The organism is Pseudovibrio sp. W74 (assembly GCF_001623085.1).
Classification (GTDB): Bacteria; Pseudomonadota; Alphaproteobacteria; order Rhizobiales; family Stappiaceae; genus Pseudovibrio.
In genome coordinates this window covers 118559-133221 of sequence record NZ_LMCJ01000042.1, presented here as the reverse complement: position 1 = coordinate 133221, position 14663 = coordinate 118559, and the positions used below count along the sequence as shown (strand labels likewise).

14 protein-coding genes are annotated in these 14663 nt (G+C 50.4%); 11 read left to right on the top strand and 3 right to left on the bottom strand.

The window, feature by feature from the left end:
- The first annotated feature begins 244 nt into the window (after positions 1–244).
- From PsW74_RS19940 to PsW74_RS19920, 5 genes are all read left to right on the top strand, one after another.
- Positions 245–1174 carry a substrate-binding domain-containing protein gene (locus PsW74_RS19940; protein ID WP_063288949.1) on the top strand — a complete coding sequence of 310 codons (930 nt, stop codon included), beginning with the start codon at positions 245–247 and terminating at the stop codon, positions 1172–1174.
- A 123-nt stretch (positions 1175–1297) separates the two neighbouring features.
- A complete protein-coding gene (locus PsW74_RS19935; protein ID WP_057465081.1) occupies positions 1298–2080 on the top strand; it encodes an ATP-binding cassette domain-containing protein in 783 nt (260 codons plus the stop codon).
- Between the two features lie 14 nt (positions 2081–2094).
- Entirely contained in the window at positions 2095–3078 is a 984-nt protein-coding gene (locus PsW74_RS19930) for an ABC transporter permease (RefSeq protein ID WP_063288948.1), read from the top strand.
- 16 nt (positions 3079–3094) lie between these two features.
- A complete protein-coding gene (locus PsW74_RS19925) occupies positions 3095–4114 on the top strand; it encodes an ABC transporter permease (RefSeq protein WP_063289355.1) in 1020 nt (339 codons plus the stop codon).
- A gap of 157 nt (positions 4115–4271) precedes the next feature.
- Complete coding sequence (locus PsW74_RS19920; protein WP_063288947.1) at positions 4272–5273, top strand: LacI family DNA-binding transcriptional regulator; 1002 nt, start codon at positions 4272–4274, stop codon at positions 5271–5273.
- 69 nt (positions 5274–5342) lie between these two features.
- On the opposite strand, the gene PsW74_RS19915 is transcribed toward PsW74_RS19920, so the two are convergent.
- Positions 5343–6500, bottom strand: coding sequence for a Gfo/Idh/MocA family oxidoreductase (locus PsW74_RS19915; RefSeq protein WP_063288946.1), 1158 nt, complete (start codon positions 6498–6500; stop codon positions 5343–5345).
- Between the two features lie 9 nt (positions 6501–6509).
- Positions 6510–7403, bottom strand: coding sequence for a TIM barrel protein (locus PsW74_RS19910; protein ID WP_063288945.1), 894 nt, complete (start codon positions 7401–7403; stop codon positions 6510–6512).
- Between the two features lie 587 nt (positions 7404–7990).
- On the opposite strand from PsW74_RS19910, the gene iolD reads away from it, so the two are divergent.
- The 6 genes from iolD (at position 7991) to PsW74_RS19880 (ending at position 14062) form a co-directional block, all read left to right on the top strand.
- Positions 7991–9874: a 3D-(3,5/4)-trihydroxycyclohexane-1,2-dione acylhydrolase (decyclizing) gene (gene iolD / locus PsW74_RS19905; RefSeq protein WP_193775960.1), complete on the top strand. Its 1884-nt coding sequence runs from the start codon at positions 7991–7993 to the stop codon at positions 9872–9874.
- On the top strand, positions 9874–10878 hold the full coding sequence (iolC, locus tag PsW74_RS19900) for a 5-dehydro-2-deoxygluconokinase (RefSeq protein WP_063288944.1): 1005 nt from the start codon (positions 9874–9876) through the stop codon (positions 10876–10878). Before iolD ends, iolC begins: the two co-directional genes overlap by 1 nt.
- Before the next feature lie 2 nt (positions 10879–10880).
- The gene (locus PsW74_RS19895; RefSeq protein ID WP_063288943.1) at positions 10881–11723 is read left to right on the top strand and encodes a 5-deoxy-glucuronate isomerase; all 843 of its coding nucleotides are present in this window, start codon (positions 10881–10883) and stop codon (positions 11721–11723) included.
- Positions 11724–11733: 10 nt separating this feature from the next.
- Complete coding sequence (locus PsW74_RS19890; protein ID WP_063288942.1) at positions 11734–12564, top strand: class II fructose-bisphosphate aldolase; 831 nt, start codon at positions 11734–11736, stop codon at positions 12562–12564.
- Positions 12565–13542: 978 nt separating this feature from the next.
- On the top strand, positions 13543–13746 hold the full coding sequence (locus PsW74_RS19885; RefSeq protein ID WP_057464041.1) for a hypothetical protein: 204 nt from the start codon (positions 13543–13545) through the stop codon (positions 13744–13746).
- A gap of 94 nt (positions 13747–13840) precedes the next feature.
- Entirely contained in the window at positions 13841–14062 is a 222-nt protein-coding gene (locus PsW74_RS19880; protein WP_063288941.1) for a hypothetical protein, read from the top strand.
- A gap of 257 nt (positions 14063–14319) precedes the next feature.
- Here PsW74_RS19880 and PsW74_RS19875 read toward each other — a convergent pair whose 3' ends face one another.
- Positions 14320–14583, bottom strand: coding sequence for a hypothetical protein (locus PsW74_RS19875; RefSeq protein ID WP_063288940.1), 264 nt, complete (start codon positions 14581–14583; stop codon positions 14320–14322).
- Positions 14584–14663 lie beyond the last annotated feature (80 nt).

The window sequence follows — 14663 nt, the reverse complement described above, 5'->3', positions numbered from 1 at the left end:
TGTTTTCCGAGCTGATGTTAATCTCTTTGTTTGAAGCTGCAGACGGCTACTTCAAATCATCAAAATAGTAAATTTAATGCAAGCGGTTGCAATATTGGTAATTGTTAGGTTAGTTTAATCCCGTAGTGATCGGTAGGAAAGATTTGGTGAGTATAGTGTTTATTTGGGTTCTGGTGTTGATATGGCTCCCAAATTCGCTTCATTAATTCTTGCAATCGGTTGCTAACGCAAATGGGAGGAAACTATGAAACAAACTGGTTTACTGGCAGCAGTCGCTGCGTTCACGATGATGGCAACAGCCGTAAGCGCCGACACTATCGGTTTTTCAAGTCCAAATTTTGATGATAATTTCCAGACAGCTCTTCGAGAAGCTGCCAAAAGTCGCGCAGAAGAACTTGGGCATTCAATTCAGATCGAAGATGCCCGAGAAGATGTCGGCATGCAGTTGAGCCAAATTCAGAACTTTATTGCCTCTGACGTTGCAGCAATCATCGTAGCTCCGGTAAGTGCAGCAGCGACCCCTCAAATTACCAAAATGGCAGAAGCAGCGGGTATTCCGTTGATCTATGTGAACCGTCGCCCTGCAGATCTGGATGCGCTGGGTGAAAAGGCTGCCTTTGTGGGTTCCGATGAAACCTGGTCGGGCACGCTGGAAGCTTTTGAAGTGTGCAAGCAGGCGGCAGGCACTGGTAAAGCGGTTATGCTGATGGGTATTCTTTCAAACGAAGCTGCTGTTACTCGTTCTGAAGACGTACGCGAAGTCCTGAGCCTCTCCATGTGTAACGGCATCGAGCTTGTTGCGGAGCAAGAAGCCAAATGGCAGCGCACAGAAGCAAACAACGTCGTGTCAAACTGGCTCAGCTCTGGTCTTGAATTCGATATCGTATTTGCCAACAACGACGAGATGGCTCTTGGCGCGGTGCAGGCTCTCAAAGCTGCTGGCGTGAATATGGATGATGTTCTGGTTGCTGGCGTTGATGCAACGGATGACGCTCTTGCTTCCCTGAGTAAAAATGAGCTGGATGTCACTGTCTTCCAGAATGCCAAGGGGCAGGCAATTGGCTCTGTTGATGCTGCTGTGAAAGCTATGAGCGGCGAAGCTCTGCCAAACTGGATCAATATTCCGTTCGAACTGGTCACTCAGGACAATTATAAATCCTACATGAGCCAATAGCAGGCTTTCAGTAAGGGCGCTCCGTGCATCTGTGCGGAGCGCTGCTCGCTTTGCAACTCATAGTCTATTGGCCGCGATGTCGGTTTGACCGATTTTATCTCAGCCCTGGTGAGGAAAAGAACAATGAATGATGCGAGAAAGATCGTCCTGCGAACGCAAGGTCTTTGCAAAAACTATGGTGGAGTGCAAGCTCTGAAAGGTGCAGACTTTGAGCTCCGTGAAGGCGAACACATCGCAATCGTTGGTGATAACGGGGCAGGGAAGTCCACCTTTGTTCGCCAAATCACTGGCGTTGAGCAGCCTTCTTCTGGTCAGATGTTCTTCGACGGAAAGGAGGTCAGCTTCAAAAGCCCTCTGGATGCTCGGGAAGCAGGTATTGAAGCTGTATTTCAGAATCTGGCACTCGCAAACGATCTGGATGTTCCAGCCAACATCTTCCTTGGACGTGAAGAAGTCTATTTCAATCTCGGGCCCTTCAGTTTTCTGAATGAGAAGAAAATGCTGGCGAAAGCCAAAGAAGGCCTTGAGAAGACCGCTGTTAAGATTCCCAACTTGCGCAACGCAATTGGTAAAATGTCCGGTGGTCAGCGCCAGTGCGTTGCAATCTCACGTTCTGCAGCCTTTGCCTCAAAACTCATTATCATGGATGAGCCAACCGCAGCACTTGGGGTTCAGGAAACCACGCAGGTCGAAAACATCATTCGCCGCCTGAAAAAACAAGGTGTTCCGCTGATCCTGATCAGCCACAACTTACGTCAGGTGTTTAATCTTGTAGATCGGATTTTTGTGTTCCGACGCGGTGAGATTGTTGGTGTTGTGGATGCAGACAAGACGGATGGCAACGAAATTGTCTCCCTTATTACAGGTGTGAAAACTGGCGTGCATGAAAACGCCAGCTACATATAATTGGGAGCACGTAGATGAACGCTACTGCAATCCGAAAGCTTCCTCAGGAGGCGAGCATTTTGATGGTTTTGATCGGAATTGCCGCGCTTTTTGAGATCCTGGGCTGGATTTTCGTTGGGCAAAGCTTTTTGGCAAACTCTAAGCGGCTCGTTATCATTGTTCTTCAGGTATCTATCATCGGCATCATTGCTGTTGGTGTAACGCAAGTCATCATTACCTCTGGTATCGACTTGTCGGGCGGGTCCGTAGCAGCACTCTCTGCCATGGTGGCAGCGAGCTTTGCGCAGGCGTCTGGCGGCTTTTCCATCTTCTATCCAGGCATTGTAGATCTGCCTGTTATTGTTCCTCTGCTGGCAGGTATCGGGGTTGGGCTACTGGCAGGAAGTATCAACGGAGCCATCACCGCCTATACCGGTGTTCCCCCGTTTATTCCTACACTGGGGATGCTTGTTGCAGCTCGTGGGCTTGCTGTGCTGTATGCAGAAGGCCAGCCAATCTTTGGTTTGACCGAGCAATATACGGCGATTGGGCAAGGCATTAATCCGGTCCTGATTTTCCTCGGTGTTGCTGTGCTCTTTCATTTTCTTTTGAAGCACACGGTTTATGGGCGCCGGACTTATGCGATCGGATCCAACGAAGAGGCGGCCCGAATAGTCGGCATCAAAGTAAACCGCCATAAGGTTCTTGTATATTCGATTGCGGGTGGCCTTGCCGGTCTTGCTGGCATAGTTATGAGTGCGCGGGCGACAATGGGCCAGCCTGGCATGGGCTTCATGTACGAGCTGGATGCAATCTCCGCAGCCGTCATTGGCGGAACGTCATTGTTCGGCGGCAAAGGGAAGATTTCGGGGACCGTTATCGGCGTCTTCATTCTCGGCGTTATCACATCAGGTTTCACCTTCCTGCGGATCGATTTTTATTATCAGGAAATCGCCAAGGGCATGATCATCGTTGCTGCCGTTATCGCTGACCAGCGTCGGCAGGCTCGTAAGGCATAGTTCGGAGGCCATCTTGATTAATTCATCATCAACATTAGGCTCGGCCGAAACGCAAAAGTCCCTCCTTCAGCGGCTTCCAAAGGACACGGGTATTCTTCTGGTCCTCGTCGGAATCGCCGCAATTTTTGAAGTTTTGGGCTGGTTTGTCGTTGAGCAAACTTTCATCTTCAACGGTCAACGTCTGTTCATCATGATCCTGCAGATGGCAATCATTGGCATTCTTGCGATTGGCGTTGGTCAGATTATCATCATGGCAGGCATAGATCTTTCCGGTGGCTCCATTCTTGGTTTCGCCGGTATCGTAGCTGCCTCTCTGGCGCAAAGTTCAGAGTATGCCCGGGCTGTCTATCCAGCGCTTACAGATCTGCCGATCATCTTTCCGGTACTCGCAGGCATTGCTGTGGGAGCGCTGCTTGGTTTTGTCAATGGGAGCGTAATTGCCATTACCGCAATTCCGCCGTTTATCGCGACCCTTGGGATGCTTGTCGCAGCGCGTGGCTTGGCGCGTTGGTATACAAGTGGCAAGCAGGTGAGCTTCCTGACTGAGGATTTTGCCATCTTTGGTTCCGGAGCCTGGCCCGTTGTAACATTCTTGATTGTGGCTGGCGTCTTCCATGTGCTTTTGAAATATACGGTTTATGGGCGCCGTACCTATGCAATCGGCTCAAATGAAGATGCTGCCCGTGTTGCAGGCATCGCTGTCAAAAGGCACAAAATCCTTGTGTACACCATGGCAGGAGCTCTCTATGGCATCGCCTCCATCGTTCAGACCTCGCGCGCAATGACCGCTCAATCGGGCACTGGCCTGATGTTGGAACTGGATGCAATCTCGGCAGTTGTGATTGGTGGAACCTCTCTCTTCGGCGGTCGTGGTCGCATTATGGGCACCATCATTGGTGTGCTCATTCTGGGTACGCTGACTTCAGGTTTCACCTTCTTGGGCATCGATGTTTATTACATCAATATCGTCAAGGGTGTTCTGATTGTTGCCGCCGTAGTCGCAGATACTTATCGGCAAAAGCGAGTTGCAGCCTGATGATGTGTAAAACTTCGAGGCTGGGAGGTCTGCTCCCAGTTTCGAAGGGATAACCAAGTAATAACACCAGAATTTAATTGTGTTTTTTTACTTGGGCCATCATTGATGAACGGATTAATTTATAACTTCCAGATGCGCAAAAACGAAAAGGCAGAGGATGGCTGTTACGCTAAAAGATGTTGCATTGCGTGCAGGAGTCTCTGCTTCCGCTGTGTCACGCTCCTTTACGGAAGGTGCAAGTGTTTCCGCAAAAACTCGCCGAAAAGTCGAAAAAGCAGCGCACGAATTGGGCTACCGACCCAATGTTTTAGCTTCCAGCTTAACAACGCGGCGGACAAAGCTCATTGGTCTGGTTTCCAACAATTTCCATAACCCTGTTTTTCTGCAGGTCTTTGATCTGTTTACGCAGTCATTGCAGGCAAAAGGGCTCAGGCCTCTTCTCGTAAACCTTTCAGGTGAGGTTGATCCGGCTAAATCACTCGATATGCTTCTGCAATACAGCGTTGATGGGGTAATTGTAGCGTCTTCCACTCTGCCTCCTGATTTTGCTGAATCATTCCGGCATGCAAAAATTCCGGTTGTGCATTCCTTTGGGAGATGCAACGCGACGCCGACTGTGCACACCGTAGGCATTGATAACCGTTACGCCGGTGAGTTGGCTGCGGAGCTCTTGCTCTCTAAAGGGTATGAGCACATCGGATTTTTGGGTGGGCCGGAAAATGCGTCATCTACGCAGGATCGTCTCTTCGGTTTTCAACGAGTTCTCGCTGAGCATCCTAGTGTAAAATTATCCGTCGATTTTGCGGAGGATTACTCTTATGATGCAGGTAGGAAAGCGATGCAGAGCATCTTGCTGAAAGACCGCGCTAACGCTTATTTTTGTGGTGATGACGTGCTTACTATCGGAGCATTGAGTGCCGCGCAGACCGCTGGTCTAAAAGTACCGGAAGAAATAGGCTTTATTGGCTTCAACAACATGGAAATGGCAGGTTGGGCAAATATCAATCTGACAACCATTCATCAGCCTGTTCAGCAAATCATTTCATCCTCTGTTGAGCTGCTTGTTGACTGCCTGGAAGATCCAGATCGGATTCCTGAAACACGTATGTTTCCATGCCGTGTGGTTGAACGTGGAACACTTTTACAAAAGGCCGCTTAGTTGCTGGCAAATACCAGGGGCGCTTACAAAAAAAGGGGCCAGTAAGTATACGGCCCCTTTTCAAAAGTGTTACTTCAGTAGGGTTGGAACGGCGTCTTGCCATGCACCAGCTGCATGCGCTGACTTTACTGCAGCATAGACACTTGCCATAGACCGCAAACCATCTTCACAGCTTGGGAATAGGAAAGTTGATCCCTCAGAAGATCCGCTGGCTTTGTCCGCGTTGATCATCTCTGCTAGGTCGCAATAGATGTTGGCAAAGGCCAGGGGCATGCCTTCGGAGTGGCCAATTGTTACGCGCGATGCGTTTTGGGCTGCATCATACAGGTCACCAGCGCCGCGCTCGATGATCTGGGTACGACCATTCAATGGTGTGTAGTACAACTGGTTGGGGTGTTCCTGTTGCCAGGCCAACCCACCTTTTTCACCAAACACTTGCAAGCTCAGGCCATGCATACGCCCCACGGCAACTGCTGATGTCCAGAGCCGCCCAACTGCACCACCATCCATTCGGAAGTTGATCATTGCGTCATCTTCCAGTTCGCGGGTGGCAATAGTCGATGCAAAGTCAGCTGAGACAGTCGATACTTCCTGTCCGGTTACAAAGCAGGCCATATGCAACGCGTGGATACCTGCATCAGCTAACACGGCAGAAACGCCAGCAGCAGCAGGATCGTAGCGCCAGCGAACGCGTGGATTATCGGCATCAGCTGCGTCGGCGTGGAAACCATGCGCGAACTCTGCTTTTACAAGGCGGACTTCGCCCAGTTCACCTGCGGCAATCATTTCTCTCATCTGGCGAACCAAAGAAAATCCTGAATAGCCAAAGTTTACCGCGCACTTTTTGCCAGTCTGACGACTGATCTTTACGATCTCTTCGCCTTCTTTGACAGTCATGGTCATCGGCTTTTCACAAAGCACGTGAAAACCACCTTCGAGGAAGGCCTTGGTGATCTCGAAGTGTGTTGCGTTTGGTGTTGCAATAGTAACAAGATCAACTTTGTCACTGCGCGTTTTTTCAGCGGCCAGCATTTCCTGCCAATCACCATAAGCCCGGTCTTCTGCAATACCCAGCGACTGAGCAAACATGCGCCCTTTTGCTGCATCTGCATCCAGAGCGCCCGCAGCCAGCTGAAACAATCCGTCAACGGATGCACCTAGACGGTGCGCAGGACCAATCTGGCTTCCTTCGCCGCCTCCAATCAGACCCCAGTTTAATTTAGTCATGATGTTTCCTCAGTGAAAGCCAATGGATTCCAGGTAGTTACGATTGTGTTTAGCATCATCGATCGGAGATGTGTCACCTTGTGGATCGCAGTCTTGTTCAACCGTACACCAACCTTCGAAGCCTGCCTGGCGCAGTTTTTCAAGCACTGCTGGGAAATTCACTTCTCCCTCACCAAGGTTACAGAAAATCCCTTGAGCGCATGCGTCGTAAAAACCAATCCTGTTGGTTATAACCTCTGCCTTTACCGGTGCCGATGTATCTTTGAAGTGCATGTAAGAAATGCGGCCCATATGGCGGTCCATGAATGCAACCGGATCAAAGCCAGCATATGTCGAGTGGCCAGTATCTAAACAGATTTTTAGTAACTCGGGATCGGTTTCAGCTATGAGGCGCTCTAACTCACTCTCAAAGTCCATAAAGCCTGCGGCATGCGCGTGGATGCCGACTGTAAGGCCGTATTCTTCGGCCCCCATACGCGCAACTGTCATGATACGCTCTTTGAATGCAGTCCACTCCTGCAGATCCATTTGCTCGGCTTCACTCGCACGTCCGGCAGTTGGTGCCCTCCGTGGTGAAATTGAGTCAATCAGCACCAAATGCTCGGCACCATGAGCCTTCAGGGCTTCGCAGGTCCGCTTCGCGCCATCCCAAACATCCTCCCATGCTTTCGGATCATGAAATGGCCGGAAAACGACACCCCCAACCAGTTCCAGATCCCGCTTCACAAGCGCATCCTTCAGCACTGCCGGGTCCTCTGGCATATAACCAATCGGCCCAAGTTCGATGCCCTTGTAGCCCGCGGCGGCACATTGATCGAGAACGCTTTCCCAGCTCGGGTTACGTGCATCATCTGCGAACTCTACCCCCCATGAGCAGGGCGCATTACCAATTCTAATTCCCACGTTTCATCCCTTTGTTGTACTTAGAGCGATGTTGCTAATCTACTGGTGCCATCATGCTGCTGTGGCGGACTTATGTTCAGGCCGGAGGAGGGGTATGGAAAATTGAAAGCGGTTTCAATATGATTTGCCACAGCATTGACCAGACTGAAACTATATCGAACGTAAGGCCCTCTCATCTGAAAACCTGCAGCCTTTCTTTAAGCCCGAACCTCTGGAGAACATGAAGTCACGCAAACGACGTGTTCACATATGAACGGGCAAAAAAATCATTCTACACTCGATATAAACGCTATTTTTGCCCCTCTTACTGCGAACAGGTAGGTGTAACCCCTCCGAGCAATCCTAAGATCTGATCGCGAGAAAGATGCGGATAGTTCAGCGCAATCTCATAGATCTCTCACCTGTAGTTACCTCTCATCAGCGCAGTTCCAGTTGGGTCAAAATACATCTCCCAGAAAAGATTTGTTGCAACCGGTTGCAAAATAGGTATCCTTCAAAATTACCACGGCGTCAATAGACGAGTTGATGGGACCGCGAATTGTGGCGGAACAAGGCGACAATTGCAGGCGGAAGGAAATAGGGACACCATGACCACAAAAAGTGAAATCACCACTGGCACAATCCGTTTGACTATGGCGCAGGCGATCATCCGGTATCTTGCAAACCAGTACATAAGTATTGACGGTGACGAAGTGCTGCTCTGCGGAGGTGGGTTCGGAATTTTTGGTCACGGCAATGTGTCATGCTTGGGCGAGGCACTATATGAGCATCGCGATACACTTCCGCTTTATCGAGGTCAGAATGAACAAGGCATGGGCTTTGCCGCTGCAGCCTATGCCAAATATCATTTACGTAAGAGATTCATGTTCTGCACGGCTTCAGCAGGACCAGGCACAACAAACCTTGTCACATCAGCTGCGTTAGCACACACGAACAGGCTTCCAATGCTACTGTTATGTGGCGATGCGTTCATCTCAAGATTGCCGGACCCAGTGCTGCAACAGGTGGAGCATTATGGTAATCCGACTGCATCAGTGAATGATGCCTTCCGCGCAGTCTCCCGTTACTGGGACCGTATTACACATCCAGCACAGATCATTCAGTCGTTGCCTGCTGCGATAGCGACCATGCTTGACCCGGCAGATTGCGGCCCAGCGTTCCTGGGACTGCCGCAGGATGTGCAAGGTTGGGCCTATGACTACCCTGTTGCTTTCTTCGAGAAAAAAGTTCACCGCATCCGTCGGCAGACAACTGATGAGCTGGAGCTTGATGACGCGATTGCACTGATTAAATCCGCCGAAAAGCCTGTGATCATAGCAGGCGGTGGCGTGCAATATTCTGGCGCAACGCAGGAGTTGCTTGCGTTTGCTGAGCAGACACAAATTCCGGTTACAGAAACAATAGCGGGCCGTGCAAACCTGCTGTCTGATCACCAGCTGAATTGCGGACCAATCGGCGTAACAGGCTCAAACTCGGCAAATGCTATTGCTGCTGATGCTGACGTGGTTATTGCTGTTGGAACACGTTTACAGGACTTTACTACAGGGTCATGGACCGCTTTCAGAAAAGATGCTCGGTTTGTTTCCCTGAATGCCGCTCGTCATGATGCAAGCAAGCATCGTTCACTCCCTGTCGTGGGAGATGCAAAACTAGGATTGTCTGCGCTTATTGCATCCTTAAAGCAATACAAGGCTCCAGAGACGTGGACCGCATTTGCGCAACAGGAGAAAGCAGATTGGCTTTCCTATGTGAAGCACAATGTTGACCCCGCAAATGGACCTAACAGCTATGCGCAGGTTATCGGTGCCGTAAACGACCTGTGTGACACCAATGACAGGGTTGTTGCAGCTGCAGGCGGCCTGCCTGCCGAAGTTACCGCTAACTGGCAAACCAAAGCCATCGGCTCGGTTGATGTTGAATTCGGCTTCTCATGCATGGGCTACGAGATTGCTGGCGGTTGGGGGGCACGTATTGCTCAATCCGAGAAAGAGCCCGATCAGGATACCATCGTGTTTACAGGTGACGGTTCCTACCTGCTCATGAACTCGGATATCTATTCCTCCGTCCTGACCGAAAAGAAGCTCATTGTCATGGTTTGCGACAATGGTGGCTTTGCCGTGATCAACAAACTTCAGAACAACACCGGCAACGCCTCTTTCAACAACCTGATCAAAGATTCACCAACAATTACAAACCCTGTTGCAGTGGATTTTGCTGCGCACGCAAGAGCTCAAGGTGCACTGGCAGAAACCGTAGAGACGATTGAAGAGCTGCGTGAAGCGTTCAAACGGGCAAAGGCAGCAGACCGAGCCACGATCATTTCTATTCAGGTGGATCCTTATGAAGGATGGACGCAGGAAGGTCATGCATGGTGGGAAGTTGGACTGCCTGAAGTTTCTAACAGTCAGAATGTACGCACCGCACGTGAAGAATGGGAAGCTGGTCGCGTGAACCAACGTGTGGGGGTGTAATGAGCAGGCTTTTGGAAAAACTGCAGGGAAAAAGATATCTGGTTGTTGGGCGTGCAGGCATGGACCTCACGCCGGAACCTGCTGGTACATCAATTGAAGATGCACAAACCATGTCAGTGCATCTGGGGGGATCAGCTGCCAATATTGCTGTCGCTCTGCGCCAGCAAGCGTGCCACGTCTCATTGTTAACGAGGGTCTCAGACGATGCAATCGGGCGTTTCTGCGTCAATCAATTGGAGCGGTACGGAATAAACCACAAATACGTCACCCCAATTGGCGGAGAGTACAGAAACAGCCTTGCACTCTCGGAAGCACGTTTGCTTGACCATCAGACGACCATTTACCGAAATGGTGCAGCAGATTTTATGATGAGTGAAGCCGATGTAGATGCTGTTGATTTCTCTCAGTTTGATGCAATCGTAACCACAGGAACTTTGCTGGCCTCTGAGCCATCTCGCGCGGCGACTTTTTACGCCTTGGAGAAAGCAAAAGCCGAGGGATTGGTTTCGATTTTTGATATCGATTACCGCCCCTACAGTTGGGCATCCGCACAGGAAGCCACAGAGACATATAAACGCATGAGCTCACTCTGTGATGTCATTGTAGGGAATGACGAGGAGTTTGGTTTCATGGCTGGGAACATGGCTAATGGGCCGAAGTTTGCCCATGAACTTGCAAACAGACCTGACTGTATCTGCATTTATAAAATGGGCTCGAAAGGCTCAACCACCTACACTGAAAATGAGTCATTTCAGACCGGCATATTCACTGTTTCTGCAGTGAAGCCGACGGGTGCAGGAGATGCATTTCTAGGTGGTTTTCTATCCTCACTTTCGAATGGAAAGAACTTGCAGCAGAGCGTTTTTCGCGGGTCTGCCTGCGCAGCAATTGTGGTGTCCAAGGTTGGCTGTGCAACAGCAATGCCCGATGAAAAAGAGCTGGTTAGGTTTTTGAAACAACACAGCATTTCCATAGAAGAAACATTGAGTTTGACGAAGGACTAAGCATGCATATCCCTCCATATAATAATCAGAATAAGCCCATCGTAGACGTTGATGATGCCCGCGTCCCGTTAAATTACTTCAACATCGTAAAGCTGAAGCAAGGGGAAGCATTCCACTATCAGGTCCCCGGTTATGAAACCTGCATCGTACCTGCAACTGGCTCGGTAAACGTTGAATGCGAAGGGTTGAACTGGAATGGTATAGGCGGTCGCGGCGTAGATGTTTGGGATGGTGAGCCTGAAGGCGTCTATATCCCGACAGGAGCGAAAACAACAATTGTTTGCGTCAGTGATGCCGCCGAAGTGTTCATCGCTGGAGCGCGATATGACGGTGTTCTGACACCATTTGCGGTGACAACATCTGACCTGGATGTTGTTCAGTACGGCTCAGATGACACGAAAACACATCGCAAAATCAAACATATACTTGGAACCAAATATCACGATAAAGTTGGCCGTCTCTTGGTTTCCGAGCTGTTTACTGTAGGGCAAGGTGGCTGGTCAGGATTTCCTCCTCATAAGCATGACACAGACAATTTGCCTTATGAGACACGGCATGACGAAACTTACAACTTCCGCTTCCGGCCCGGACACGGCTTTGGAATGCAACTGCTTCAGAAAGAAGATGGGAAAGTCGGGGAAGCCTATCACATCGTAGATGGATCAACTCTCGTTATCGATAAGGGCTACCATCCTTGTGTCGCTGCACCGGGCTATGAAATGTATTACTTCACAATTCTCGGCGGCCTCAGTCAACGCTCACTGGTGCAGCATTTCCAGCCAACGCACGCATATCAGGTCGAAACGATCCCAGGCATCAAAGACATGATCGCCAAGTTTAAGTAGTGATACAGTAATGCCTATTGCAAGTCTTAAAGACGTTTTAGTGCCAGCTATGAACAATGGGACAGCAGTTGCTGGCTTTGTTGTCTTAGGTTGGGAAGATGCACGTGCATTTGTGGAGGCTGCCGAAGAGATCGGCTGCCCGGTCATTCTGCAAGCAGGTCCTGGATGCCGCGCGCATACTCCATTGAAAGTTCTAGCTCCAATGTTTAGAGTTTTAGCTGAGACAGCCTCTGTGCCAGTGGTTGCTCATCTTGACCACGGCTATGAAGTAGAGGATTGCTTGAAAGCAATAGATCTTGGCTTTACGTCTGTCATGTTTGATGGCTCCAAGCTTCCTCTTGAGGAGAACATCCGCCTGATGCAGTCCATCGCTGCAAGCGCTAAGCCACATGGTGTATCTCTGGAAGGAGAAGTCGGCTTTGTCGGGTACGCTGAGGGCGCTGTGTCCTCAGGGACAAAACCTGAAGAAGCCGCGCAGTTTGCGAAGGAAAGTAATGCCGATGCGCTTGCTATCTCTGTCGGCAATGTGCACTTGCAGCAAGAGAAAGCAGCAGTGATCGATTTTGATCTGGTCCGCGCTATTGAAAACGTCACCAACATTCCGCTCGTGCTACACGGAGGCTCTGGAATTCCTGTAGAAATCAGGCAAAAACTGGCAAAAGAAACAAGGATCTGCAAATTCAATATCGGCACTGAAGTTCGCATGGCTTTCGGGCAATCGCTTCGGAAAACTCTGAATGAGGACGCACAGATCTTTGACCGGATAAAACTCCTGACGCGAGCGGAAGAAAGCGTCAAACAAACAGCTAAGAAAGTCATGCTGGATATAAGTATGGCATAGCATGTCTCGGTCTCGAGCAGATAGACTCTCTAGAGGGTGATTAGCTTGCTCTTTCAGAGTGTATGAGAGGGAAAGTGGCGCATGAACAGCTGCGCCAGTACAGAGATCTGCACCTCTCCATAGGGGGCGACAAGCAGTACCTCATTTTAAGATATGCGTTTCGTCCCATAATCTCGGCAATTCACTCCAATGTTTTGAGCTTCAAATATGCGAGGTCGTGGTTTTCAAGTGCGAGATGTACTCCTCGAAGATGCCGCAGATATCACTTTCGTTCTACGTGAAAGCACTTCCCAACTCCGTGATGCAGATCATAACAATGATCCATGCAAGGCTTCTAACAAGACCACTGCAACTGCGTTGCCATTTTACAAGTAGCGTGTTTGGCGATCCGTTGGCGCAGGGGGCACTCGCGCCGTAGCGGTGAAGCAATAACAAAAGATTGGATTTGCGAGGTGCGCAGCCGCAGATTAAAAGTGCGAACCCAAAATTTTCCTCTGTAACTGGCGATCTGGGGCGCAAAGCCCCACCGCATACGAATGCGGCCCGGAAGGACCCAAAAGTCGGGGTAGGGGATGCATGGTATGGGATTGTGCAAGTGGCTTTGTGCGGCTTGACTGCGATTGGAGGAGGAGATCGCAGCTCCACTGAGCATAGCGATAATCTGCCTGAACCCGCCCGTTTCTGTCGCGCCAGAAGTGCAGGGTGATTTGTTGGGGAGTGCGGTAGGACGCAATTGAACCCAGCCCAAAGCGGTCGCGAGACGATAGCAACCGGGAATAGACGGCATCAGCAAGCAAGGCACCTCTTGTTTGAAAGCGCGCGCTCGCCACACTAAGCGGGCCCTCATGCACCTACGAGATCAACGGTATGACACCTATAAGCCCTTGATTGTGCGGATGGGTATGGCATTGCGCGGTACCGGATAACCCAAACTCAAGCCATGTGTAGAAGGCACAAGAAAGGAGAGGACTATACGCCATGCACGTGAATTACATCTACACAGAACACCCACAATGGGGCTGCGATATCCTACGCTACACAAACGAGGAAATGCGCGAGGTCTTCGGTGACAAGAACGCCGAGGAGCTGTGGGCGGGTAAGATCATCCTACACCGCGGCGGTGCTTACTTGGACATGCTAAGCGCCGCCAGAGACAAGCTGGCAGCTGAACTCGACGCCTAACTCTAGCTAGCCCGCAAAGAGAACAGACCCCGCCGGCAGTGCGGGGTTGCAGTCGTGAAGCCGGGCAGGGTGCCCGCTGAATGGAGGAAGTTCTATGAGAACCAGCACAATCAGAATTGCAGCACACGACTTAACCAAGGCAGGGTTTAACGCAAATCAGCCATATGAGGCCTGTGACCCGATCGCCTACGCCCTCGACGACAAAGCCGCGGTCAAAGCGCGGGTCAATGCAGACAGCATGACGCTCACGGTGGAAGTGAATACCAACCAGCTTCTTGACGCGGTAACCACACTGCGAGGGCTTGGGCTGATTTGAGCTAGACAGATCTCAGGATATGGATTGGAACCCCGCACCACGCGGGGTTTGCCTTTTGGCAAGATTGGTTCAGCCAGAAGATTCGTTTGAGGCAAAGGAGGCGTGGGCACCCCTTCCGGGTCTCTAGTGAAGTCCCTTCCCGGTCTATGGATGATCATTGGAAACTCAGGTCAAACTCAAAAAAGCCTGAGAGGCACTGCGCCTCCCAAGCCAGAATATTCCATGAGAGGCAGAACCTCTCAGCATTCCAATGATTTTTAGTCTTTTGAGACTTCCAGTGCGCAAGGTTCAAGCAGATCGGAGATCCTCTCGCTACTTGCCTGCGCATTTTCTATGTGATTGCGCACAGTATCAAACAGCGTCAGCAACGCTTCATATTCCTGGGTGTGCTCCATGCGTTCGCTCATCACCACGCTCATGGAATAGACTAGATTTTTGAGGTGGTTGGTTGATAATTGAAGCTGATCCACTTCATTGCGAAGGGACGTATGGGCACATTTCTCTTTACCAGTTTCTGTCATTTCAAGCCCTCTACTTTGGGTGTTGAACAACCACTCAGCAGAAGGTTTGTGACAACCCACTGGTGAGCGGGAGGTTCACA